This is a genomic window from Stutzerimonas stutzeri, from assembly GCF_024448695.1.
Taxonomy (GTDB): domain Bacteria; phylum Pseudomonadota; class Gammaproteobacteria; order Pseudomonadales; family Pseudomonadaceae; genus Stutzerimonas; species Stutzerimonas stutzeri_T.
Window position 1 is genome coordinate 1 of the sequence record NZ_JAMOHY010000016.1, and the last position, 18,949, is coordinate 18,949.

Annotated in this window: 24 protein-coding genes; 9 read left to right on the forward strand and 15 right to left on the reverse strand. The window is 64.7% G+C overall.

Going from position 1 to position 18,949, the window contains the following annotated elements; translation table 11 throughout:
• Positions 1 to 46 precede the first annotated feature (46 nt).
• On the reverse strand, positions 47 to 709 hold the full coding sequence (locus tag NAV32_RS12385; RefSeq protein ID WP_256053109.1) for an OmpW family outer membrane protein: 663 nt from the start codon (positions 707 to 709) through the stop codon (positions 47 to 49).
• Between the two features lie 201 nt (positions 710 to 910).
• Between NAV32_RS12385 and NAV32_RS12390 the strand changes: the two genes are divergently transcribed.
• From NAV32_RS12390 to NAV32_RS12415, 6 genes are read left to right on the forward strand one after another with little or no spacing between them, the layout of a single operon-like run.
• A complete protein-coding gene (locus tag NAV32_RS12390; protein WP_256053110.1) occupies positions 911 to 1,681 on the forward strand; it encodes a DUF3450 domain-containing protein in 771 nt (256 codons plus the stop codon).
• The gene (locus tag NAV32_RS12395; protein ID WP_256053111.1) at positions 1,678 to 3,024 is read left to right on the forward strand and encodes a MotA/TolQ/ExbB proton channel family protein; all 1,347 of its coding nucleotides are present in this window, start codon (positions 1,678 to 1,680) and stop codon (positions 3,022 to 3,024) included. The genes NAV32_RS12390 and NAV32_RS12395 overlap by 4 nt, the downstream gene beginning before the upstream one ends.
• A gap of 55 nt (positions 3,025 to 3,079) precedes the next feature.
• The gene (locus NAV32_RS12400; RefSeq protein WP_256053174.1) at positions 3,080 to 3,562 is read left to right on the forward strand and encodes a MotA/TolQ/ExbB proton channel family protein; all 483 of its coding nucleotides are present in this window, start codon (positions 3,080 to 3,082) and stop codon (positions 3,560 to 3,562) included.
• Between the two features lie 10 nt (positions 3,563 to 3,572).
• Positions 3,573 to 3,986: an ExbD/TolR family protein gene (locus tag NAV32_RS12405; RefSeq protein WP_256053112.1), complete on the forward strand. Its 414-nt coding sequence runs from the start codon at positions 3,573 to 3,575 to the stop codon at positions 3,984 to 3,986.
• Positions 3,986 to 4,693, forward strand: coding sequence for an energy transducer TonB (locus NAV32_RS12410; RefSeq protein WP_256053113.1), 708 nt, complete (start codon positions 3,986 to 3,988; stop codon positions 4,691 to 4,693). The genes NAV32_RS12405 and NAV32_RS12410 overlap by 1 nt, the downstream gene beginning before the upstream one ends.
• Before the next feature lies 1 nt (position 4,694).
• Entirely contained in the window at positions 4,695 to 5,789 is a 1,095-nt protein-coding gene (locus NAV32_RS12415) for a tetratricopeptide repeat protein (protein ID WP_256053114.1), read from the forward strand.
• Between the two features lie 127 nt (positions 5,790 to 5,916).
• On the opposite strand, the gene NAV32_RS12420 is transcribed toward NAV32_RS12415, so the two are convergent.
• The 5 genes from NAV32_RS12420 to NAV32_RS12440 form a co-directional block, all read right to left on the reverse strand.
• The gene (locus NAV32_RS12420; RefSeq protein WP_256053115.1) at positions 5,917 to 6,429 is read right to left on the reverse strand and encodes a DUF3299 domain-containing protein; all 513 of its coding nucleotides are present in this window, start codon (positions 6,427 to 6,429) and stop codon (positions 5,917 to 5,919) included.
• A gap of 8 nt (positions 6,430 to 6,437) precedes the next feature.
• Complete coding sequence (locus NAV32_RS12425) at positions 6,438 to 7,703, reverse strand: ABC transporter permease (protein ID WP_256053116.1); 1,266 nt, start codon at positions 7,701 to 7,703, stop codon at positions 6,438 to 6,440.
• A 2-nt stretch (positions 7,704 to 7,705) separates the two neighbouring features.
• Entirely contained in the window at positions 7,706 to 8,410 is a 705-nt protein-coding gene (locus tag NAV32_RS12430) for an ABC transporter ATP-binding protein (RefSeq protein WP_256053117.1), read from the reverse strand.
• A 70-nt stretch (positions 8,411 to 8,480) separates the two neighbouring features.
• Positions 8,481 to 9,020, reverse strand: coding sequence for a DUF2796 domain-containing protein (locus tag NAV32_RS12435; protein WP_256053118.1), 540 nt, complete (start codon positions 9,018 to 9,020; stop codon positions 8,481 to 8,483).
• Positions 9,021 to 9,137: 117 nt separating this feature from the next.
• Positions 9,138 to 9,572, reverse strand: a complete 435-nt coding sequence (locus NAV32_RS12440; RefSeq protein WP_065983049.1) for a DUF411 domain-containing protein — start codon at positions 9,570 to 9,572, stop codon at positions 9,138 to 9,140.
• Positions 9,573 to 9,750: 178 nt separating this feature from the next.
• On the opposite strand from NAV32_RS12440, the gene NAV32_RS12445 reads away from it, so the two are divergent.
• Entirely contained in the window at positions 9,751 to 10,329 is a 579-nt protein-coding gene (locus NAV32_RS12445) for a DUF4345 family protein (RefSeq protein ID WP_256053120.1), read from the forward strand.
• A gap of 108 nt (positions 10,330 to 10,437) precedes the next feature.
• Here NAV32_RS12445 and NAV32_RS12450 read toward each other — a convergent pair whose 3' ends face one another.
• A complete protein-coding gene (locus NAV32_RS12450; RefSeq protein WP_256053121.1) occupies positions 10,438 to 10,989 on the reverse strand; it encodes a cytochrome b in 552 nt (183 codons plus the stop codon).
• A gap of 170 nt (positions 10,990 to 11,159) precedes the next feature.
• On the opposite strand from NAV32_RS12450, the gene NAV32_RS12455 reads away from it, so the two are divergent.
• A complete protein-coding gene (locus NAV32_RS12455; RefSeq protein ID WP_256053122.1) occupies positions 11,160 to 11,351 on the forward strand; it encodes a hypothetical protein in 192 nt (63 codons plus the stop codon).
• Positions 11,352 to 11,364: 13 nt separating this feature from the next.
• Here NAV32_RS12455 and NAV32_RS12460 read toward each other — a convergent pair whose 3' ends face one another.
• The 6 genes from NAV32_RS12460 to NAV32_RS12485 all read right to left on the reverse strand — a co-directional run bounded on the left by NAV32_RS12460 (position 11,365) and on the right by NAV32_RS12485 (position 14,479).
• Positions 11,365 to 11,847, reverse strand: a complete 483-nt coding sequence (locus NAV32_RS12460; protein WP_256053123.1) for a hypothetical protein — start codon at positions 11,845 to 11,847, stop codon at positions 11,365 to 11,367.
• A gap of 92 nt (positions 11,848 to 11,939) precedes the next feature.
• On the reverse strand, positions 11,940 to 12,404 hold the full coding sequence (locus NAV32_RS12465; RefSeq protein WP_256053124.1) for a periplasmic heavy metal sensor: 465 nt from the start codon (positions 12,402 to 12,404) through the stop codon (positions 11,940 to 11,942).
• On the reverse strand, positions 12,401 to 12,832 hold the full coding sequence (locus NAV32_RS12470; protein ID WP_256053125.1) for an anti-sigma factor family protein: 432 nt from the start codon (positions 12,830 to 12,832) through the stop codon (positions 12,401 to 12,403). The genes NAV32_RS12465 and NAV32_RS12470 overlap by 4 nt, the downstream gene beginning before the upstream one ends.
• On the reverse strand, positions 12,825 to 13,385 hold the full coding sequence (locus NAV32_RS12475; RefSeq protein ID WP_014821483.1) for an RNA polymerase sigma factor: 561 nt from the start codon (positions 13,383 to 13,385) through the stop codon (positions 12,825 to 12,827). Before NAV32_RS12475 ends, NAV32_RS12470 begins: the two co-directional genes overlap by 8 nt.
• 151 nt (positions 13,386 to 13,536) lie before the next feature.
• Positions 13,537 to 14,061, reverse strand: a complete 525-nt coding sequence (locus NAV32_RS12480) for a diheme cytochrome c (RefSeq protein WP_256053126.1) — start codon at positions 14,059 to 14,061, stop codon at positions 13,537 to 13,539.
• 10 nt (positions 14,062 to 14,071) lie between these two features.
• A complete protein-coding gene (locus NAV32_RS12485; protein ID WP_103455118.1) occupies positions 14,072 to 14,479 on the reverse strand; it encodes a DUF1924 domain-containing protein in 408 nt (135 codons plus the stop codon).
• Between the two features lie 140 nt (positions 14,480 to 14,619).
• Between NAV32_RS12485 and NAV32_RS12490 the strand changes: the two genes are divergently transcribed.
• The gene (locus tag NAV32_RS12490; RefSeq protein WP_256053127.1) at positions 14,620 to 16,215 is read left to right on the forward strand and encodes a 2Fe-2S iron-sulfur cluster-binding protein; all 1,596 of its coding nucleotides are present in this window, start codon (positions 14,620 to 14,622) and stop codon (positions 16,213 to 16,215) included.
• Positions 16,216 to 16,391: 176 nt separating this feature from the next.
• Here the strand turns inward: NAV32_RS12490 and trmA are convergent, their stop codons facing one another.
• Together trmA and NAV32_RS12500 are read right to left on the reverse strand one after the other, a co-directional pair.
• Positions 16,392 to 17,480, reverse strand: coding sequence for a tRNA (uridine(54)-C5)-methyltransferase TrmA (trmA, locus tag NAV32_RS12495; RefSeq protein ID WP_256053128.1), 1,089 nt, complete (start codon positions 17,478 to 17,480; stop codon positions 16,392 to 16,394).
• 122 nt (positions 17,481 to 17,602) lie between these two features.
• A complete protein-coding gene (locus NAV32_RS12500; protein ID WP_256053129.1) occupies positions 17,603 to 18,898 on the reverse strand; it encodes an NCS2 family permease in 1,296 nt (431 codons plus the stop codon).
• Positions 18,899 to 18,949 lie beyond the last annotated feature (51 nt).

The window sequence follows — 18,949 nt, forward strand, 5'->3', positions numbered from 1 at the left end:
CGAGGGCGCCTTTGTCTTGTCTGCGATTCGGCGATTGCCGGTTTCGTCAGAATTTGTAGCCGAGGCCGACCATGTAGACCATCGGGTCGACGTCTACATCGACTTTGACCTTGGTTGTTCCTGCATGTGTCGTGCCGGTAGTTTCGATATCGATATAGCGAACCTGAGCGTTGACCATCAGCTTGTCAGTCAGCATATAGTCGGCGCCAACCTGGAAGGCCAAGCCCCAAGAGTCTTTCATGTCCAAACCACGGAAGCCGGCGGCTTCTGCTTCACTGGACAGTTCATCATCGAAGAACCAAGTGTAGTTGATGCCGGCGCCAACATAGGGCTTGAAGGCCGACTTGCTGTCCAGTGGGTAGTAGACCACGCTCAGGGTCGGTGGCAGATGCTTGAGCTCGCCGAGGTTGAGTCCGCCCAGGCCTTTGGTGCCCACATCGTGACTGAAAGGAGTGGCCGCCAACAGCTCGATACCGACTTTGTCGGTCAACATGTAAGCGAAATTCAGTCCCAGCTGGGTGTCGCTATCCAGTGTGGCAGCGGTGCCTGCTTGGGCTGCGCCACCAATTTTCACATTACCGCTATCTTCACGCGGATCAACAGTGATCGCACCAGCGCGAACGATAATGTCCCCAGCCTGATGGGCCTGAGCAAAGGGAGTGGCGAGCGCTACGGCCAGCACGGAAGCGGTAAACAGGGTCTTGCGCATAATGGAACTCCATCGAGACATGGTTCTGTTGCGAGTTGGCGCCATGGTAGGGCGCGACGGCGCCTCGTTTTTGATCCAGCTCAATAAAAGGTTCCGCTTTGCCGGGGCTGCGACCTATTGTCCGGGTTGCCTTCGCTTGCTTACCTAGATGATAATGTTTCTCTTTCGAGTTTGACCTTCGTCTGCAAGGACCCCCAATCAATGCAAGCTCTTATACCCTGCCTTCTGGCGGTCGCCTTGTTGCCGTGCTGTGTGCAGCTGCATGCTGCCCCGCTGGATGCGGCGCTGGAGGAGAGTCAGCGTCTGGCCGCCGAAGCCAAGGCCTCGCAAGCGCGAATCGAGCAACTCGACGACGCCACGCGGCAGATGCTCAACGACTATCGCAATGCACTGCAGCAGGCCGAGGCATTGAAGGCCTACAACAGGCAGCTGGTCGAACTCACAGCGGCGCAACGCAAGGAGCTCGAAAGCTTTCAGCGTCAGCTCGACAGCATCGAGCGTACCCAGGAGGCGGTGACGCCGCAGATGGTGCAGATGGTCGAGGTGCTGGGTGAATTCATCACCGCTGACCTGCCGTTCCTGCCGGACGAGCGGGCTGACCGCCTGGTGCAGTTGCAGGATCTGTTATCCCGTGCCGATGTCAGCCTGGCGGAGAAATACCGGCGCATCCTTGAGGCTTACCAGATCGAGAGCGACTACGGTCGCACGCTGGAAGCCTGGCGCGGCGAGCTGCCTGTAGACGGCGGCACACGCAGCGTCGAATTTCTGCGTCTGGGGCGGGTGATGCTCTATTACCAGACCCTCGATGCGCATGAGAGTGGTTGGTGGAACCCGCAAAGCGGCAGCTGGGAGGTGCTTGACGGCGGTGCGCGCCGGCCCATCACCCAGGCCATTGCGATCGCTCGTCAGCAGCAGGCGCCGGATTATCTAGTGCTTCCCGTGAAGACCCTGGCCAGGGAGGCTACGCAATGAGCCGTCTGCTCGTAATGATTTTCGCCGGTCTGTTGCCGACCCTGGCCCAGGCGGCCGAACCACTGACGCCCGATCAACTGCTGCAGCGCATTCGCAGCGAGCGCGCCGCCGAAGTCGAGGCCATGCAGGCGCGTGAGCAGGCCTTCATCCGTGACCGCAGCGAGCAGGCGCAACTGCTCGCTCGTGCGCAGGCTGCGCTGAATGAGCAGAAGGCTGAAGCCGAACGGCTCAAGGCCGAGTTTGATCGTCAGGAAGCCGAGCTGGCCGAACAGGAGCAGTTGCTGGCACAGCGGGTGGGGCATCTGGGTGAGCTGTTTGGTGTGGTACGCCAGAGCGCCGGGGATATTGGCGGGCAGTGGCAGGACAGTCTGCTCAACATGCAGTACCCCGAGCGCATGCAGCGTCTGAAGGCACTGGCGGAAAGCCGGGCCCTGCCTTCGGCGGATGATCTTGATGGCTTCTGGATGACTCTGCTTGAAGACCTGGCAGCCAGTGGCCGGGTCGAGCGTGTCGAACTGCCGGTGGTAGGGGTGGATGGGCAGCGCAGTGTACTGCCGGTTCTGCGGGTGGGGAGCTTCTCCGCGTTCAGCCCCGATGCCTTTCTGCGCTACGACGCCAGTGCCGGTGAACTGCTGGCACTGCCGCGCCAGCCATCCGGCATGGGGCTGGTTGATGACTATCTGAGCAGCAGCGATGCACTGGCCAGTTTGCCTGTGGACCCCAGTCGCGGAACGTTGCTGGCGCAATTGCAGTTGCAGCCCGATTTCTGGGCTCGCCTGCAGCAGGGCGGAGTGGTTGGCTGGGTGATCGTGGCGCTTGGGTTTCTCGGACTGTGCCTGGCGATCTGGCGCATGGTCTGGCTGGCCGGGGTGTCGCGGGCCGTTGGCCGTCAGATGCGCGACCTGAGCGATCCGCACGCCGACAACCCGCTGGGGCGGATTATCGGTGTGCTTGGGCCGAAACCGCAGCTGTCTGATCTGGAAACCCTTGAGCTTAAGCTCGACGAGGCGATCCTGCAGGAAACGCCCCCGCTGGAGCGTGGCTTGCCGCTGCTTAAACTGCTCAGCGCGGTGGCACCGCTGCTCGGCCTGCTGGGTACGGTGACTGGCATGATCGTCACCTTTCAGGCCATCACCCAGGGTGGTGGTGGAGATTCGCGGTTGATGGCCGATGGGATTTCCCAGGCGCTGGTGACGACCGTGCTGGGGCTGGTGGTGGCGATCCCATTACTGTTCCTGCACAGCCTGCTGGCCAGTCGCAGCAAGGCGCTGGTGCAACTGCTGGAGCAGCAGAGTGCCGGGCTGATTGCCCTGCATCTGTCCGGAGCGCCGCGTCGTGATTGATACCCACGCACTCTGGTTGCGTCTGGTCGACAGTGCTTTTGCACTGCTCGACTTCATGACCTCAGGGGGCGTGGTGATGTGGGCGCTGGCGGGGCTCTGCGTGCTCTACTGGACGCTGGTGTTCGAGCGCATCTGGTTTATCCGCCGCGTATTCCCGCGCTGGGTAGAATCGCGCCGGCAGGCCTGGAGCCAGCTGAGTGACGAGCCCGGCAACTGGCAGCGCGCCGTGCGAGGCTCCTGGCTGGCGCAGGCGCAGCAGCAGCTGTCCGGCCCCTTGCGGCTGGGCAAGACCATGGTGGCGCTGTATCCGCTGCTGGGCCTGCTGGGCACTGTCAGCGGCATGATCGCGGTATTCGATGTGCTGGCCCTCAGTGGCACCGGCAACCCGCGCGGCATGGCCGCCGGCGTCTGGCAGGCGACTCTGCCGACCATGGCCGGCATGGTGCTGGCCATCACAGGACTGTTCAGTCAGGCGCGCCTTGAGCGCATTGCCCGCCTGGCGCTCGACCGGCTGGCCGACCAGCTGCGTCACGATTGAGGAATACCGGATGCGTATGCGCCGCCATCATTACCAGCAGGAAGAAGATACCGGCATCGATCTGACGCCGATGCTCGATGTGGTCTTCATCATGTTGATCTTCTTCATCGTCACCAGCTCCTTCATCAGCGAGTCGGGTGTCGAGGTGCAGCGTCCCCAGGCCGATACGGCCAGCACCCAGGACAAGGGCAACATCTTTATTGCGGTCACCGCCGATGGCCAGGTCTGGATCGATAAGCAGGCAATCGATGTGCGCAGCGTGCGCGCCCATGTCGAGCGCATGCGGGTCGATCAACCGGATGGTGCGGTGGTGGTGCAGGCTGATAAGGATGCGCGTACCGGGCTGGTGGTACAGGTCATGGACCAGGCGCGTCAGGCCGGTGTGCGTGATGTGGCGCTGGCGGCCAGTACGGGAGAGGGCTGATGCGTCCGGCGCTGGCTCGCCTGGGGCTGTCCTTTGTCATCGCTTGTATCGTGGCGCTGCTGCTGTTCGCGCTGATGTTGAGCATGGTCAGCCCGCCCCGCAGCCAGGTCGAAGACGAGCGGGTACCCATCGCCAATTTCGTCCGCATGGATGGGCGTGACGAGCAGAGCGCAACCCGTTCCCGACAGCAGGCGCCGCAGCCCCCGCAGCCGAAAACGCCGCAGCAGCCGACGCCGACCCAGAGCATGGCAACGCCGGATGCCAATCTGCCCAGACTGGATCTGGATTTGCCGAGTATCGATACCGGCCTCTCCATTGCAGCAGCGCCTTCGCCGAGCCTCGCCGGCCTCACGGCGGGCGCCGCACCGCCCGCCGCCGCTGCGCCGCCGGCAAGCGCAGGACCAGCCGCCAGTCAGCCGGGCGGGCCTGAGCATGAAGTGATGCCGCTCAACGATGTGCGCCCGGAATATCCCTACCGTGCGCGTCAGCAGGGCATCGAGGGGCATATCAAGCTCGCCTTCACCATCAATCCGGCAGGGCGGGTGGAGAACATCCGCGTACTTGAAGCCTCCCCACGCAACATATTCGACCGTGAAGCGCGCCGTGCCGCTGCGCGCTGGCGTTTTGCACCGCGTACCGAAAATGGCGTCGCAGTCTCCCGCGAAGCGGTCAAGACCCTGCACTTCCGCCTGCAAGGAGAACGCTGACATGCCACGTTTCCTGCTGTTGATTTCACTGTTGTTCATGGCCAACACGCAGGCCGCACAAAGTATCGATCCGGCCGTGTTCAGAGCGTTGGAGCGTGCTCAGACTGCCCAGGAAAAGGGCGACTACAGCACGGCACGCAAAGCCCTGGATCAGGCCGAGGCAAAGCCTGACAGTCTTGAACAGGCGCTGTTATGGCGTAGCCAGGCTTACCTCGCCTGGGCAGAAGGTAACGACAGGCAGGCGCTGGAATTGCTGGAGAAGGCTGTCGCCAGCGGCAAGCTGGACGAGGGCTTGGTGGCAGGTGAGCGCCTGAACCTGGCCCGGCTGAACCTGTTGCAGGGTCGCTATGCCAAGGTCGTCAGCCTGCTGGGTTCGTCGTCTGCCCAGGCCAGTGAAGAAGTCCTGCAGATGTTGGTGCAGGCTTACCAGGGGCTGGGGCAGCACGCCAAGGCGCTGCCGCTCGCCGAGCGGTACGTGCAGGCCAATCCGACTGCCGCCGATACCTGGCTGCAGTTTCTGGTGGCGGTCAATGCCGAACTGAAGCGCTATGAAGCAGCGGAGCGCTGGCAGCGGCGCCTGCTGGTGCGTCATCCCAACGAGGCCAGGGGCTGGCGTCAGCTTGCCGGGCTGCAGCAACTGGCAGGCGCGGAAGACAAGGCCCTGGCTACCCTGCGCACTGCGCATGCCAAGGGTTTGCGCTTCAGCGAATCGGAGCTGGACAATCTGGTGCTGCTGGCCAGTGCGGCGGACCAGCCCTGGCAGGGTGCGAAACTGCTCCAGGGCATGCTGGACGCGGGCCTGCTGGCGAACAACGCGACACGCCGTGAGCGGCTCGGCATGCTCTGGTGGCAGGCCCGCGAGCGAGCGCCTGCGGCGCGTATCTACCGTGAGCTGGCCGAGCAGTCTGGCGGCGCCAAGTTCTGGTTGAATGTTGCGCAATTGGAGCTTGAACAGGCCCACTGGCAGGCCGGACTGGATGCCTTGCAGCAGGCTGAACGTGCGGGCGCCGAACGAGGCAAGGTGCGCGCCTGGCGCGAGTGGGCCGAGGGCGAGTTGAGCTTCCAGCGCGAGCGGCAGATCGCCAGCGCCAACTGAGCGGGCCTTCTCGGGGCTACACGTATCCGCTTTCGTGGTAACGGGCCATGCCCGTGAAGGAAACCGTGCGGGAGTGCCGTCCATGTTCGTGGGTATGGTCCACCTCTACGTATAGGGCCGACTCCGCTTATTCCAGCTCGTAGACCCTGATTTTCTGGGCATCCATGCGGTAGCCGGCTTCGGCCAGTTCGCTGCTGGCGTGCTCGACCCTGAGCGGCCCCTCGATCCAGAACGGCTGATAGAGCGCATCCATTTTCACCCCCAGTTCGCTGGTGGCATGCACGATCTGGTTCGACGGTGGTGGTGGCACATGAATGCACGCGCCGAAGTAGGGCACCAGCAAGAACTCCGTTACCCGTCCTTCTTCGCTGATTTCCAGTGGCACGATATAACCCGGCAGCCTGGCGCGGATGCCGTCCAGCGCTTCGACCACCGGTTCCGCCGGGGATTGCTGGGGCGCGACCGGCCCGCTCTCGGCAGCCAGCACATCAGCCAGTTGCGAGAGGTCATGCAGCGCAACGGGTGGCGGTGGCGGCGGGGCGCCTTGCGGGATCAGGTCCGACCACTGCAGTTCGCGAACCTCGGCTGAGGCAAGCGGCGCGACAAGGGCCAAGAGTGCGGCAAGCAACAGGTGCGGCATGGCTTTTCTCATGAGCGGATCGACAGGCCGTCGGCCAGGGACTGACGGTATGCGCGCCAGGCCGGTACCGCACCCATCAGCAGGCCGGCCAGCAGGATGCCGCCCAGCAACGACCATTCATAGGTGCTGGGCCAGGCCAGCGGCAGGTAGAGTCCGTAATGGCTTTGCATGGGCGACTGGGCGACCGCAATGGCCAGATAAAGAAGCAACAGGCCGAACAGCACGCCAGCCAGCGCCAGGCAGAAGGCCTCGGCTACCAGCAGCCCGGCAATATGCCAGGGGCGGGCGCCAACCGAGCGCAAAATGGCCATTTCCCGGCGTCGTTCGGCGAGGCTGGTGAGGATCGCGGTGAGCATGCCGATCAGCCCGGTGAAGACGACGAACAGCGAGACCACGAAAAGCGCCTTTTCGGCCGTCCCCATCAGGCTCCAGAGCTCCTGCAGGGCCACCCCGGGCAGCACCGCCAGCAGTGGCTCGCCAGCATGCTGATTGATCTCGCGTTGCAGTGTGAAGGTGGCGATGCGGCTGTCCAGGCCGAGCAGAAAGGCCGTGATCTGTTTCGGCTGCAAGTCCAGCTGACGTGCCTGCTCGGCATCGATACGCGCTGCGCCGCGTGCCGGCATGCCTTGTTGCCAGTCGATATGCAGCGCTTCCATGCCGGCCAGGCTGATATGCAATGTGCGGTCGACCGGAGTGCCGGTGCGTTGCAGGATGCCCGTGACGCGAAAAGGTTTGTCGTCATGCCGTACCAGACTGACCGTGGCGACCCCGTGGGCCAGTACCAGCTGATCATCCAGTGTGTAATTCAGTGCCTTGGCTACTTCGGTGCCCAGCACCACCTCGAAAATATCTTCGCCAAAAGGTCGCCCTTCGGCCAGTCGCAAGGCCTGTTTGCGGCCGTAGCGATAGTGCTCGAAATAGGCCTGGCTGGTGCCCATCACCCGGTAGCCTCGATGGGAGTCGCCCAGGGAAATGGGAATTGCCCAGCTTGTGCGCGGGTGATTGGCAAAATGTTCGAAGCTTTCCCAGCGGATGTTGTTGGTGGCGTTGCCGATGCGGAACACCGAATAAAGCAGCAGGTTCACCGAGCCGGAGCGAGCGCCGACGATCAGATCGGTGCCGCTGATAGTGCTGGCAAAGCTGGCGCGGGTTTCGCTGCGCACCCGCTCGACGGCCAGTAACAGGCACACCGACAGTGCGATGGCGAACACCGTGAGTACGGCAGTGAAACGGCGGTTGTTCAGGCTCGCCAGTGCCAGGCGCAACAGGAACATCGTCATGCCTCCGCAGGGTGCGCGGCGCGGTTGAGCTCGGCCAGCGACAGGTTGCGGTCGAACAGGGGGGCCAGGCTCTGGTCATGGCTGACGAACAGCAGGCTCGATCCGGCCGCGCGGCATTCGGCGAACAGCAGCTGCAGGAAGGCTTCGCGGCTGTCGGCGTCCAGTGCCGAGGTGGGTTCGTCGGCGATCACCAGTTCCGGCTGACCAATCAGCGCGCGGGCCGCAGCAACACGCTGTTGCTGGCCGATGGACAGGGTGTCGGCGCGCCGCTCATGCAGGCTGGCGGCAAGCCCGAGATGCTCCAGTAACTGGGTGGCGGCATGCGAGACGCTGCCGTGCCGCTGGCATGCCCGTTTGCTGCGCAAGCGAGAGAAACGGCAGGGCAGGCTGACGTTCTCGCGTACCGAGAGAAAGGGCAGCAGATTGAACTGCTGGAAGATATAGCCGCTGTGATCGACCCGGAAGCGGTCCCGCGCGCCGGCCGAGAGTGTTCCCAGCTCCTGGCCCAGCAGCCGAACGCTGCCGCGCTGGGCTTTATGCACGCCGCCAATCAGCCCCAGCAGGGTGGTTTTGCCGCTACCGGAAGGGCCTTTGAGGAACAGGCTCTGGTTGCGTTCCAGCGCGAAGGCGGGGATGTCCAGCAGCTCTGCCTGGTCAGGCCAGGCGAAGCCGATTTCATCAAGTTCGAGCAGTGTGGTCATCGGGAAAAGGTCATCACGAGCGAGCCTGGAGTGTACTGGCTTGGCTTTGCAGCAAACAGACGGCTTCGTTTCAGAAGGTGAATGCCGTCTGTCCCGGTCGCAGGTTGGCGCCGTTCTGACCGTTCGGACCGATGAAGCGCAGCTGGATTTTCTCGGTTCCCGGAAAAGCCCGGAACAGGCCGACAAGGTCCAGTCGGCTCAAGGCGTCGGGTGTGTCGCAGGTGTAGTGATAGTGGGCCTGGATATCGCTGTGATGTTCGTCGTGCGCGTGCTGGTTGAACAGCGGGCTTTCGAGATGGCTACTGCCGAGTCTGCAGTCAGCCGCCGCTGTCAGCCCGAACAGCGTGTCGGCCTGCTCCAGTTGCTGTCGTGCGGCGGCGATTCGGCGATGGTCGTCTTCACTGGTGGGAGGGTGCTCGAAACCCAGCAGATTCATTGCCGGGCTGTGGAGTTCGATCTCCAGTGTTGTGCCATCCAGCACCACGTTCAGCTCGGCGACGCCGTGCTCATGGGCGCCGAGGCTTGTGTGCGAGTGACTGTGGGCGTGGTCGTCGGCAGCGACGAAACTGGGCAGCAGGGCAAGGGACAAGGCAGGCAGAAGACGACTCATGGCAGCTCTCCGGAAAGAAGAGTTACGTTATAACAAGTGTTTTGCCTGCTGGCCAACCCGTTTAGTCAGACCGTTAAGCTGAGCGGGCCTGGTTCGGTCCCGCTCGGAACATATGGCTCAGTTGCCGGGGTAGGTGCTGAGTACCGATTCCTTGCCCTGCCTGCTCAAGCCAATCACCTTGTAGGCATCCTTGCGATCACCCATTTCCATACCGGGCGAACCCATCGGCATGCCGGGAACCGCCGCACCGATCAGATCGGGCTGCTCGCGCAGCTTGAAAATGTCCGCAGCCGGAACGTGGCCTTCGACAAATTTGCCATCGATGACACCGGTGTGGCAGGACCCAAGTCGATGCGGCACGCCAAGCCTGGCCTTGACCGATGCCATGTTGGTTTCGACGTGGTCGGTGACGGCGAACCCGTTGTCTTCGAGATGCTTGATCCAGTCCTTGCAGCAGCCGCAGTTGGCATCGCGGTGCACATCGATGGCAATGGGTTCGGCTGCCTGGGCAAAGCCGGCGAGCAGGGTGGTGACAAGCAGTAAGCGACGCATGGGAATACCTCCTACAGAGTGGGCACACGATACCCCCAAGTCGGGCGCGACCCAAGTGCCAGTCTGTGAGCGAATGTCGCAGCTGACAGCCGGCGAGGGCCGAGTCCGGACGAACCAAAACAGGTCCTTATCGGTCGGATGAACCATGTGCTGCGAACCGCTATCCAGGGAGTTTTCGATGCGCTTTGCCCGTTTTGTGCTAATCGCCCAGGCTATGGCCATGTTCGGGTTCAGCCTCGCCTATTGGTTGTGGCCATACGAAATGGCCAATCTCAACGGCATGTTGCTGATGGAAAGTGCATCGATCAGTCATATGCGCGTCTATTACGGCGGTTTGCAGCTGGGTTTGGGCCTGTTTCTGCTGTGGGCGATGGGGGGGGCGGAGCGTGCCAGAACGGCGTTGGTCATGCTGGTGATTATCATGCTGGCGCTGACTGCGGGGCGGCTCGGCTCCTTGTGGCTGGATGGAGGTTCGCTGCTGGGTTTCGACCTGGCTTCGCTGATCTATCGGGTGCTGGCAGCGCTATTGGCTGCAGGGGCGTTACTGGGTATGGCTGAACGGACGGCTGTCGAAACCCAGGCAGAAGCGCACGTGACCAAGCGGCGTATCGACGACGGCCCCCCGAAGCCGTTTCGCCTGGGCGACGAACCTGATGCGCTGAAAGCAGCGACAGTGCAGCAGACGCCGGGTCCCTTCCGTCGCGGAGACCCGTCCATGACGGCGACAACAGACGCCGTACGATCTGCGCCGCCGTAGTCAATGTGGGTTGCGTCAGCGCATAACGGCCTGTGCAAGACATCCCCAGCTCTGGCTGGGTGGTGCCGAATTTCTACAACAGGGTTTCGCTGCGGCGAGTGAAGCGCTTCAGGCCTGACGCTGGCGCGGCAGCATCCGTTGCAGGGTACCGTCGCGGCGCACGTACTGATGGAACAGCGCCGCTGCCGCATGCAGACCGATCAGCCAGTAACCGGCGACTGCCAGCGTTTCATGCAGCTCCTTGAACTCGCCGGCCAGCGCCTTGTTGGCGCCGATCAGCGCCGGCAGCTCAAGGCCGAAGAAGGGAATCGGCTTGTCCGCCGCGCTCAGGGTCAGCCAGCCGAGCAGCGGCAGGCCAATCATCAGGCCGTACAGCGCCAGGTGCATCAGCTTGGCCAGCGCGCGTTCCCAGCTGGCCCCGGCGGCCGCCTTCGGCGCCGGATGCAGCCAGCGTGCAATCAGGCGCAGCCAGACCAGTGCGAAGATCGTCAGACCCAGCATGAAATGCCAGTGCTTGAGCAGTTCGCGTGGTTCGCTGCCCTTGGCGAAATTGCCTTTGAGTTCGATGGTCGCGTACACCGCCGCGATCAACAGCAGCATCAGCCAGTGCAGGGTGATGCTCAGGCGACCGTAGCGTGCCAGTGGGTTCGATGCAGACATTTCACGTACTCCATGTAGGGGAATGTCTGCACTCTAGGGCGCCTGGCTTAAGCGAACCTTAAGCGGACGAGTGTTGCGCGTGTGGCTGGGTGTCGCGGCAGGTGCACGGCGACCTGGAACCCGCAGAGCGGTGAGTCCGCCAGCTCGATGGCGCTCCGTGCAGCTCGGCGATGCGCGTGAACGATAGCCAGGATCAGCCGCAGCTGCTGCGCCAGCTGCACGCCTACCTGCAGACCGCCACCGCCAGCCTGCTGGCCAATACCAGCGGAGATCGCAGCGGCGAGGGCGAGTCGGACGCGGTGGCCGCCGACGTGCCGCTCGCGGTGAAAGCGGCTACGCCGGCGCGGCCGGACAAGGGCTGAGCGGGGCGGCCGATCAGTGTTCCAGCGGCTTGAAGCTGTCGTCGGCGAAGTAGGTGGCGTAGTCGCCCAGCGCGCCGACCACGGTCACTGCGCCGTCGCGCTGGTCAGCCGGGGCGCCGCTCATGGCGTCGGCGCCGGCGAGCAGCTGAGCGATGATCAGGTGCAACTGTGCGTCGGCCTCGGCGCTCAGCTTGCAGTTCTCCACCATGTAGGCGACCTGGCCGCGCACCGTCTCGGCCAGTTCGCCGTAGCGGGCGGCGGGCAGCCGATCCTCGTGGATCGCCGGTAGCGCCTGGCGCATGTCGTCGTTGATGGTGCCGATCGCCTGGCGCAGCGGCGCATCGGTGGCCCAGCGCTTGCCGGCATCGAGTTGCAGCGCCGTCGCGCCGTGGCCGTGGCCGTGGTCATGGCTGGTGGCGGCGAGGCTGGTGCTGGCGTGGCCGAGGGTGCCGGCGAGGATGATGGCGAGGGCGAGAGCGTGGGGTTTGCGGATCATCGATAGAACTCCGTTGAGCGAGCCGGCGAAGTGCGGTTCCTGATGTTCTAACGCAGGCGCGACGGATTTGTTCCATCGCGTCGTGCAATCCGTCATTTGCGGTGCAGTTGCTCGATGCTGTCGGCGCCGAGCGACTGCTGCGTGAGCACCTGGGCGAGCCGCGCGCGCTGCTGCGGTTCGAGGACTTCGCGCTCCTGAAGCAGCTGGTCGATGAGCAGGCGCTGCTGTTCGTTCTGCAGTTCGGCGATCTTCGCCTGCTCGGCGTCGATCACCGTGCGGTCCACCTGTTCGGCGAAGATCGCCTCGATCAGCCGGTTGCGGTGTTCGCCGAGGCTGGCGTTGGAGGCGCGCAGGTAGGCCAGGAACGGCGCCTCGGCATCGTGCCAGCGCTGCAGCTGGCTGGCGCTCAGTTGCAGCTCGCGCGACAGCTCGGTCGGTGCGCCGGAGGGCATCGGCAGGCCGTCGTGACTGAGTTTCTGCCAGGCGAGGCCGGCGAGCACGCCGACGTTGACCAGCACGGACAGGACCAGGGCGTTGCGCAGGGTGGTGTTGCTCATTTCAGGTTTACCTTTAGGTAGCAGAGTTCGGGGCGCGCGCAGAGCGCGCCGGGTGGGGCGCTGCCGAGGACGGCGAGCAGGTCGTGGCTGGGTGAGCTGCCCGGCGGCTGGCCGGGCAGGGCATAGCCGAGCAGCAGGCCGAGCAGGACTGACGCCGCGGCGCCGATACCCTGCGCCCAGTGCCGGGCCCACCAGCAGCTGCGCGCGGGCGGCGGCGCGAAGGGCCGCTGCAGGCGCGCCTGCAACCCGGCCGGCAATTCCGGGCAGACCAGCGCACGCAAGCCCTGGCCGAGCCCGTCGAGTTCGGCCAGGGTGGCGCGACACTGCGGACAAACCGCCAGGTGGGCGTCGGCGTGGCGCTGTTTGGCGGCGTCGAGTTCGTTGTCGAGATAGGCGGACAGGCTCGCCATGTCCAGATGCTCAGTCATCGAGGGTGCCTCCGTTGGCCTGGCGATAGCCGTGCAGCAGCGCCTCGCGGGCGCGTGCCAGGCGCGACTTGACGGTGCCGGCATTGAGCTGCAGCGTGGCGGCCAGTTCGTTGTAGGCCAGCCCTTCTACCTCACGCAGCAGCAGGATCTCGCGCTGTTCGTGGGGCAGACGGGCCAGCAGCCGTTCCAGCAACGCCAAGTCGCGCCCGGTCTGCAGCCGGCTCAGCGGCGACGGCGCCGGATCGACCGGCTCGGCCAGTTTCTCCGGCGCCACGTCGACGTAGCGCTGCCGCTGGCGCAGCGTATCCAGCGCGGCATTGCGCGCGATCTGCAGCAACCAGGTCTGCAAGCGTGCCTCCGGACGCCATCTGGGCAGCGCCTGGAAGGCGCGGATGAACGTTTCCTGAGTCAGGTCCGCGGCCTCGTCGGCGCTGCCGAGCAGGCGACGGAGGAAGTGGAAGACCCGCGCCTGATGGACGCGCACCAGCGTGCCGAACGCCTGGCGATCACCACGCGCGGCCTGCTGGATGAGGTCCTGTTCGCTGTCGTTCATTAAGCGCTCGTCTGGGCTGACCGCAGAGGGCACCGCTAAAACCTGCCGGCGTTGTCAGCGCCTCGGCTTTTACCGGTGCCCATGTGCTGCCGATCGGGTTGCCGCAGGGATATAACGCAACGGTTGGCGAAATGTTCCGGCTATTTTTGCCTCAGCGCGGAATCTTCACCCGGTCCTCGTCGAAGTCGCCTTTTTCCGCGTCGCGATGGCAGGCCACACAGTTGAAGCGGCCGCCGACCGACTCGCGGGCGAACTTGGCTTCGCTGACCTCGTCGTGCTTGTGCTCGAACCAGCGGGTCTGGCTGATGCGTGGCGGCTCGCCGGCGGTCGGTGACGGCTCCACCGGCAGGCGGTTGGCGGCCGAGGCGCGAACCAGGAAGTCGAGGATTTCCTTTTCCTGCACCGGGTCCAGCGACGCGTTGCTGCCGTAGTGATCGCCCAGGGTGCGCATCTGCTCGCGCCAGGCATCCGCAGGCAGCAGGCCGGGAGAATAGAGCATGTGGCAGGCCGCGCATTCTTCCTTCCACACCAGCGGTGCGTCGCTCGGTACCGACAGGCGCTTGGGCCGCTTGTAGCCCTTGCGCTCGTGATGGTTGTCGTCATCGGCGAAGCTGAGGCCGGCCAATACCAGGGTCAGGCCCAGCCCGGCGACGGCAGCGAGGGGTGCAATCTTCATGGCGGGCTCCTTACTTGATGCTGTCGATCCAGCTGATGAAGTCACCCTTTTCCTGCGCGGTGCATTCACGGGCGTAGACGTCGTCGCAGTTGCGGCGGAACCATTTCTCGACCTTCTTCAGGTCGGTGAAGCGCTCGGGGTTGGCTGCCGGCGCCAGCGGATCGACCTTGCGGTGCGCCGGCGTCTTGCCGGGCTGACGCGGGTCGGCGGTGTGGCAGGTGGTGCAGCTCATGGTCTTGCCGTTGCGCTGCTCCTCGGCGAAGTACAGTGCCTTGCCGCGCTCGGCGGAGAAGCTGGTGAAGTTCGGATTCTCCTGACGCGCCTGTGCGGCGTAGCCGGCCAGCAGTGGGTGTTCGGTTTTGGCCAGGGCCGGCAGGCTCAGGCAGCAGGACAGGAGGATGATCCAGCGGGCTTTCATGGTGCGCTCTCCGGTTGGGAATGAGCGCAGCCTAGGCGCGCTACCTTACGCCAAGCTGAAGCGCAGCGGTCGGTGCCGTTCAGTTTCGTTTCAGCTCGCAGGAATACAAAGGCGGCATCCATTCAAAGAGGATCGCCGTCGTGGCTGCTTTCAATCGTTTCCGTCTGTTCCACTGGCTGCTGGCCGGTTTCTTTCTTGGCACCTACCTCAGCGGTGACGACGCCGAGACGCTGCATATCTGGCTGGGCTATGGCCTGGTGGCGCTGTTGATGTGGCGCCTGCTGATCGTGCCGCTGCGCCTGCGCGGCTTCCCGCAGTTGCTGCCGCCGAAGGGCCAGCGGAGCAAGCCGGGCCTGTCGAGCGTCGGCAAGTGGCTGACGGTCGGCGCGCTGGGCAGTTTCGCCATTGCCAGCGTGGTCGGCCTGGGTATGGTCGACAACGGTGATGTGCTGGCCGCCCTGCCGGGCGTGGGGCCGGATGTCTTCGGCGCCGCCAGCGACATCGAATTCGTCGGCTGGATGGGCGACGCCGAAGAGGTGCACGAGTTCTTCGCCAACCTGGGGCTGTGGCTGATCGGCCTGCATGTCGGCTATGTGCTGCTGTTCCGCCGCAAGGCGGTATGGCCGATGCTGCGTGGCGTACCGAAGTCGGGACCGGCTTCGACTGCACCTTCGACCTCGGCGCCGGTAGCGACTTCACTCGCGTCGTCGCCGTCGCCGTCGCCGGTCGAGGGGGAATTCACCCGCCTGCGCATCGCCTCACGCCAGGCTGAAACCGCCGACAGCTGTTCGTTCACCCTGCAGGTGCCGGCCGCCCAGCGCGCACGCTTTACCACGCAGCCGGGGCAGTTCCTCACGCTCAAGGTGCCCGGTGCCGAGCCGGCGCTGCTGCGCTGCTACTCGCTGTCGCAGCGGCCGCAGGCGGATGGCGCGCTGCGCATCACTATCAAGCGGGTGCCCGGCGGGCGCGCGTCGAACTGGCTGCTGGACAATCTGCAGGCGGGCGACTGCATCGAGGCGCTGCCGCCGTCCGGGGTGTTCGTGCCGCGCAGCCTGGAGGGCGATCTGCTGCTGCTCGGTGCCGGCAGCGGCATCACGCCGTTGATGGCGATCCTGCAGGCGGCGCTGGTCGAGGGCAGCGGGCGGGTGTTCCTGTTCTACGCCAGCCGCGATGCCGCCTCGCTGATCTTTGCCGAGGAGCTGGCCGAGTGGTCTGCGCGTTACCCCGAGCGTCTGCAACTGCGCATCTGGCTCGATGCCGAGCAGGGTGTGCCGAATGCTGCGGCCATCGCCGCGAAGCTGGCCGGTTGGCCGCTTGCCGAGGCCTTTGTCTGCGGCCCGCAGCCGTTCATGGATGGCGCCAGCGTGGCGCTGGGCGAGCTGGGGTTGGTGGCGGCGCGCATCCATCTGGAGCGTTTTGGGGCGGCGGCGCCGCGTGGCGAGGCGGGCCGTGAGACGGGCGGTCGCCACAGTCGCCTGCGGGTCGCGCTCGACGGTCGCCGTCACGAACTGGACGTACCGCGTGGCGAGGTGCTGCTGGAGGCGATGGAACAGGCCGGCCTGCAACCGCCGAGCGCCTGCCGCTCGGGTGTCTGCGCCGCCTGCAAATGCCGGGTGGTGGAGGGCAGCGTGAGCATGCGCAGCAACCAGGTGCTGAGCGAAAGCGAGGTGCGCCAGGGCTGGGCGCTGGCCTGCCAGGCCGAACCGCGCAGCGCCGAGCTGCAGGTTGAATATTGATATGCGTACGGAGCTAAACGCTTCGCTCCGAGGGCGGGGCTCCCACGAAGAAGCCAAGCCCCACCGCACATCTCGTGGGCGCCGCGCCCTCGCGGCGAATGCAGGCCGAAGGACTGCTAAAACGAAAAGTCTGGCTATGTCCCGCTGGCTATCGCATACAGAGCCCGATCACTGCCTCAGCGGCGCACCAGCAACACCCCGGACTCCATGTGATGGGTGTAGGGGAACTGGTCGAACAGTGCGCAGCGCTCGATGCGATGGGTGTCGTGCAGCTGGGCGATGTTCTGCGCCAGGGTTTCCGGGTTGCACGAAATATAGAGGATGCGCTCGAAGCGGCGGGTCAGCTCGCAGGTATCGGGGTCCATGCCGGCGCGCGGCGGGTCGACGAAGACGCTGCCGAAGTCATAACTCTTCAAGTCGATGCCGGCCAGGCGGCGGAACGGGCGAACCTCGTTGAGTGCCTGGGTCAGCTCCTCGGCGGACAGACGCACCAAGGTGACGTTGTCGATGCCGTTGTCGGCCAGGTTGACCAGCGCGGCATTGACCGAGCTCTTGCTGATCTCGGTGGCCAGTACGCGGCGCACGCGGGTGGACAGCGGCAGTGTGAAGTTGCCGTTGCCGCAGTAGAGCTCCAGCAGGTCGTCGTCGCGCTCGCCGAGCGCCTCGAAGGCCCAGTTCAGCATCTTCTGGCAGACCTCGCCGTTGGGCTGGGTGAAGGCGCCCTCGGGTTGGCGATAGCGGAAAGTCCGCCCGGCCACCACGAGTTCTTCCTCGACATAGTCGCGCCCGATGACGATGCGCTTGCCGCGCGAACGACCGACGATGCTCACACCCAGATTCGCCGCCAACTGTTCGGCTGCAGCTTGCCAGGCTTCGTTCAGCGGTCGGTGATAGGCCAGAGTGATCAGCGCGTCGCCCGCCAGGGTGGTCAGAAATTCCACCTGGAACAGCTTGAACCCCAAGGCATCGCTGGCCTGCCAGCCGGCTTTCAGTTGCGGCATCAGTTCGTTGATGCGACGGCTGGCGATGGGGAAGTCATCGATCAGGATCGGCGTGTGGTTGTCGCCCGGCTCGAACATCGCATAGTGACGCTGGCCCTGGTCGTACCACAGACGGAATTCGGTGCGCAGGCGATAGTGCGCGCCCGGTGAGTCGAATACCTCGGGCTCGGGTGCCGCGAAAGGTGCCAGCAGGTCGCGCAGCCGCGCGGTCTTCTCGGCAAGCTGGGTGTCGTAAGTGGCGGGGTCGAATTGCGGAGCGCTCATGAAGACTCTTGGAATGGTAGATAAATCGTAGGGTGGATCGGGGCGCGCAGCTGACGCTTCATCCATCCACCGTCTCCGTATCAAAGGTGGATGAAAAAAAGCGTCATCCACCTTACGGAACGTCAGCCGGCGAACCAGCCCAGCTTGACCACGAACAGCGCCGAGAGCGCCCACATTGCCGGGCTCAGTTCGCGCCAGCGTCCGGCCAGCAGCTTGACGGCAGTCCAGGCGATGAAGCCGAAGGCGATACCGTTGGCGATGGAGAAGGTCAGCGGCATGGCCAGGGCAGTGACCACCACAGGTGCGGCGACCGTCATGTCGTCCCAGTCGATGCCGGCCAGGCTGCTCATCATCAGCACGGCGACAAACAGCAGGGCCGGTGCGGTGGCGTAGGCCGGCACGGCACCGGCCAGCGGGGCAAAGAACAGGCTGAGCAGGAACAGCAGCGCCACGACACAGGCGGTCAGGCCGGTGCGACCGCCCGCAGCCGTGCCGGCTGCGGACTCGATATAGCTGGTGGTGGTGGATGTGCCCAGTGCGGCGCCGGCCATGGTGGCGGTGCTGTCGGCCAGCAATGCACGGCCCAGGCGCGGCAGCTTGCCGTCCTTGTCGAGCAGCTCGGCTTTCTGCGCGACGCCGATCAGCGTCCCTGAGGTGTCGAACAGGTCGACGAAGAGGAAGGCGAAGATCACGCTGATCAGGCCGATGTCCAGCGCGCCGATAATATCCAGCTGCATGAAGGTCGGTGCCAGTGACGGCGGCATCGACACCACGCCATTGAGCTGCGACAGGCCCAGCAGGATCGATAGCCCGGTGACCACCAGAATGCCGATCATCACTGCGCCGGTAACCTTGCGATAGGCCAGCGCGGCGATCAGGAAGAAGCCCAGGCAGGCCAGCAGCGGGCCGCCGGCGCTGAGGTCGCCGAGACCCACCAGCGTCGCCGGATGGTCGACCACGATGCCGGCGTTCTTCAGCGCGATGATCGCCAGGAACAGGCCGATACCCGCGGCAATACCGGCGCGCAGGGCCAGCGGAATGCTGTGGATGATCCACTCACGGATCTTGAAGATCGACAGCAGGAAGAAGATCACCCCGGAGAGGAATACCGCGCCCAGGGCGGTCTGCCAGGCGTAACCCATGGTCAGAACCACGGTGTAGGTGAAGAAGGCGTTCAGGCCCATGCCCGGCGCCAGCGCAATGGGGTAGTTGGCGAGCAGTCCCATGATCGCCGAGCCGATGGCGCCCGCCAGGCAGGTGGCGACGAACACTGCGCCGTGGTCCATGCCGGCTTCGGCAAGGATGCTCGGGTTGACGAAGAGGATGTAGGCCATCGTCAGGAAGGTGGTGAGACCGGCAAGCATCTCGGTGCGCAGGTTGGTGTTGTGCGCTTTGAGTTGAAACAGCTTCTCCAGCATGGTGAATCCCCTTGTGTGCCGGTCGTGGCCTGGCGATTTTCTTGGCGGCAT

Coding starts and splice junctions, on each gene's coding strand:
- NAV32_RS12385 (WP_256053109.1), bottom strand. CDS start 709: ATGCGCAAGACCCTGTTTACCGCTTCCGTGCTGGCCGTAGCGCTCGCC.
- NAV32_RS12390 (WP_256053110.1), top strand. CDS start 911: ATGCAAGCTCTTATACCCTGCCTTCTGGCGGTCGCCTTGTTGCCGTGC.
- NAV32_RS12395 (WP_256053111.1), top strand. CDS start 1,678: ATGAGCCGTCTGCTCGTAATGATTTTCGCCGGTCTGTTGCCGACCCTG.
- NAV32_RS12400 (WP_256053174.1), top strand. CDS start 3,080: ATGACCTCAGGGGGCGTGGTGATGTGGGCGCTGGCGGGGCTCTGCGTG.
- NAV32_RS12405 (WP_256053112.1), top strand. CDS start 3,573: ATGCGTATGCGCCGCCATCATTACCAGCAGGAAGAAGATACCGGCATC.
- NAV32_RS12410 (WP_256053113.1), top strand. CDS start 3,986: ATGCGTCCGGCGCTGGCTCGCCTGGGGCTGTCCTTTGTCATCGCTTGT.
- NAV32_RS12415 (WP_256053114.1), top strand. CDS start 4,695: ATGCCACGTTTCCTGCTGTTGATTTCACTGTTGTTCATGGCCAACACG.
- NAV32_RS12420 (WP_256053115.1), bottom strand. CDS start 6,429: ATGCCGCACCTGTTGCTTGCCGCACTCTTGGCCCTTGTCGCGCCGCTT.
- NAV32_RS12425 (WP_256053116.1), bottom strand. CDS start 7,703: ATGTTCCTGTTGCGCCTGGCACTGGCGAGCCTGAACAACCGCCGTTTC.
- NAV32_RS12430 (WP_256053117.1), bottom strand. CDS start 8,410: ATGACCACACTGCTCGAACTTGATGAAATCGGCTTCGCCTGGCCTGAC.
- NAV32_RS12435 (WP_256053118.1), bottom strand. CDS start 9,020: ATGAGTCGTCTTCTGCCTGCCTTGTCCCTTGCCCTGCTGCCCAGTTTC.
- NAV32_RS12440 (WP_065983049.1), bottom strand. CDS start 9,572: ATGCGTCGCTTACTGCTTGTCACCACCCTGCTCGCCGGCTTTGCCCAG.
- NAV32_RS12445 (WP_256053120.1), top strand. CDS start 9,751: ATGCGCTTTGCCCGTTTTGTGCTAATCGCCCAGGCTATGGCCATGTTC.
- NAV32_RS12450 (WP_256053121.1), bottom strand. CDS start 10,989: ATGTCTGCATCGAACCCACTGGCACGCTACGGTCGCCTGAGCATCACC.
- NAV32_RS12455 (WP_256053122.1), top strand. CDS start 11,160: ATGCGCGTGAACGATAGCCAGGATCAGCCGCAGCTGCTGCGCCAGCTG.
- NAV32_RS12460 (WP_256053123.1), bottom strand. CDS start 11,847: ATGATCCGCAAACCCCACGCTCTCGCCCTCGCCATCATCCTCGCCGGC.
- NAV32_RS12465 (WP_256053124.1), bottom strand. CDS start 12,404: ATGAGCAACACCACCCTGCGCAACGCCCTGGTCCTGTCCGTGCTGGTC.
- NAV32_RS12470 (WP_256053125.1), bottom strand. CDS start 12,832: ATGACTGAGCATCTGGACATGGCGAGCCTGTCCGCCTATCTCGACAAC.
- NAV32_RS12475 (WP_014821483.1), bottom strand. CDS start 13,385: ATGAACGACAGCGAACAGGACCTCATCCAGCAGGCCGCGCGTGGTGAT.
- NAV32_RS12480 (WP_256053126.1), bottom strand. CDS start 14,061: ATGAAGATTGCACCCCTCGCTGCCGTCGCCGGGCTGGGCCTGACCCTG.
- NAV32_RS12485 (WP_103455118.1), bottom strand. CDS start 14,479: ATGAAAGCCCGCTGGATCATCCTCCTGTCCTGCTGCCTGAGCCTGCCG.
- trmA (WP_256053128.1), bottom strand. CDS start 17,480: ATGAGCGCTCCGCAATTCGACCCCGCCACTTACGACACCCAGCTTGCC.
- NAV32_RS12500 (WP_256053129.1), bottom strand. CDS start 18,898: ATGCTGGAGAAGCTGTTTCAACTCAAAGCGCACAACACCAACCTGCGC.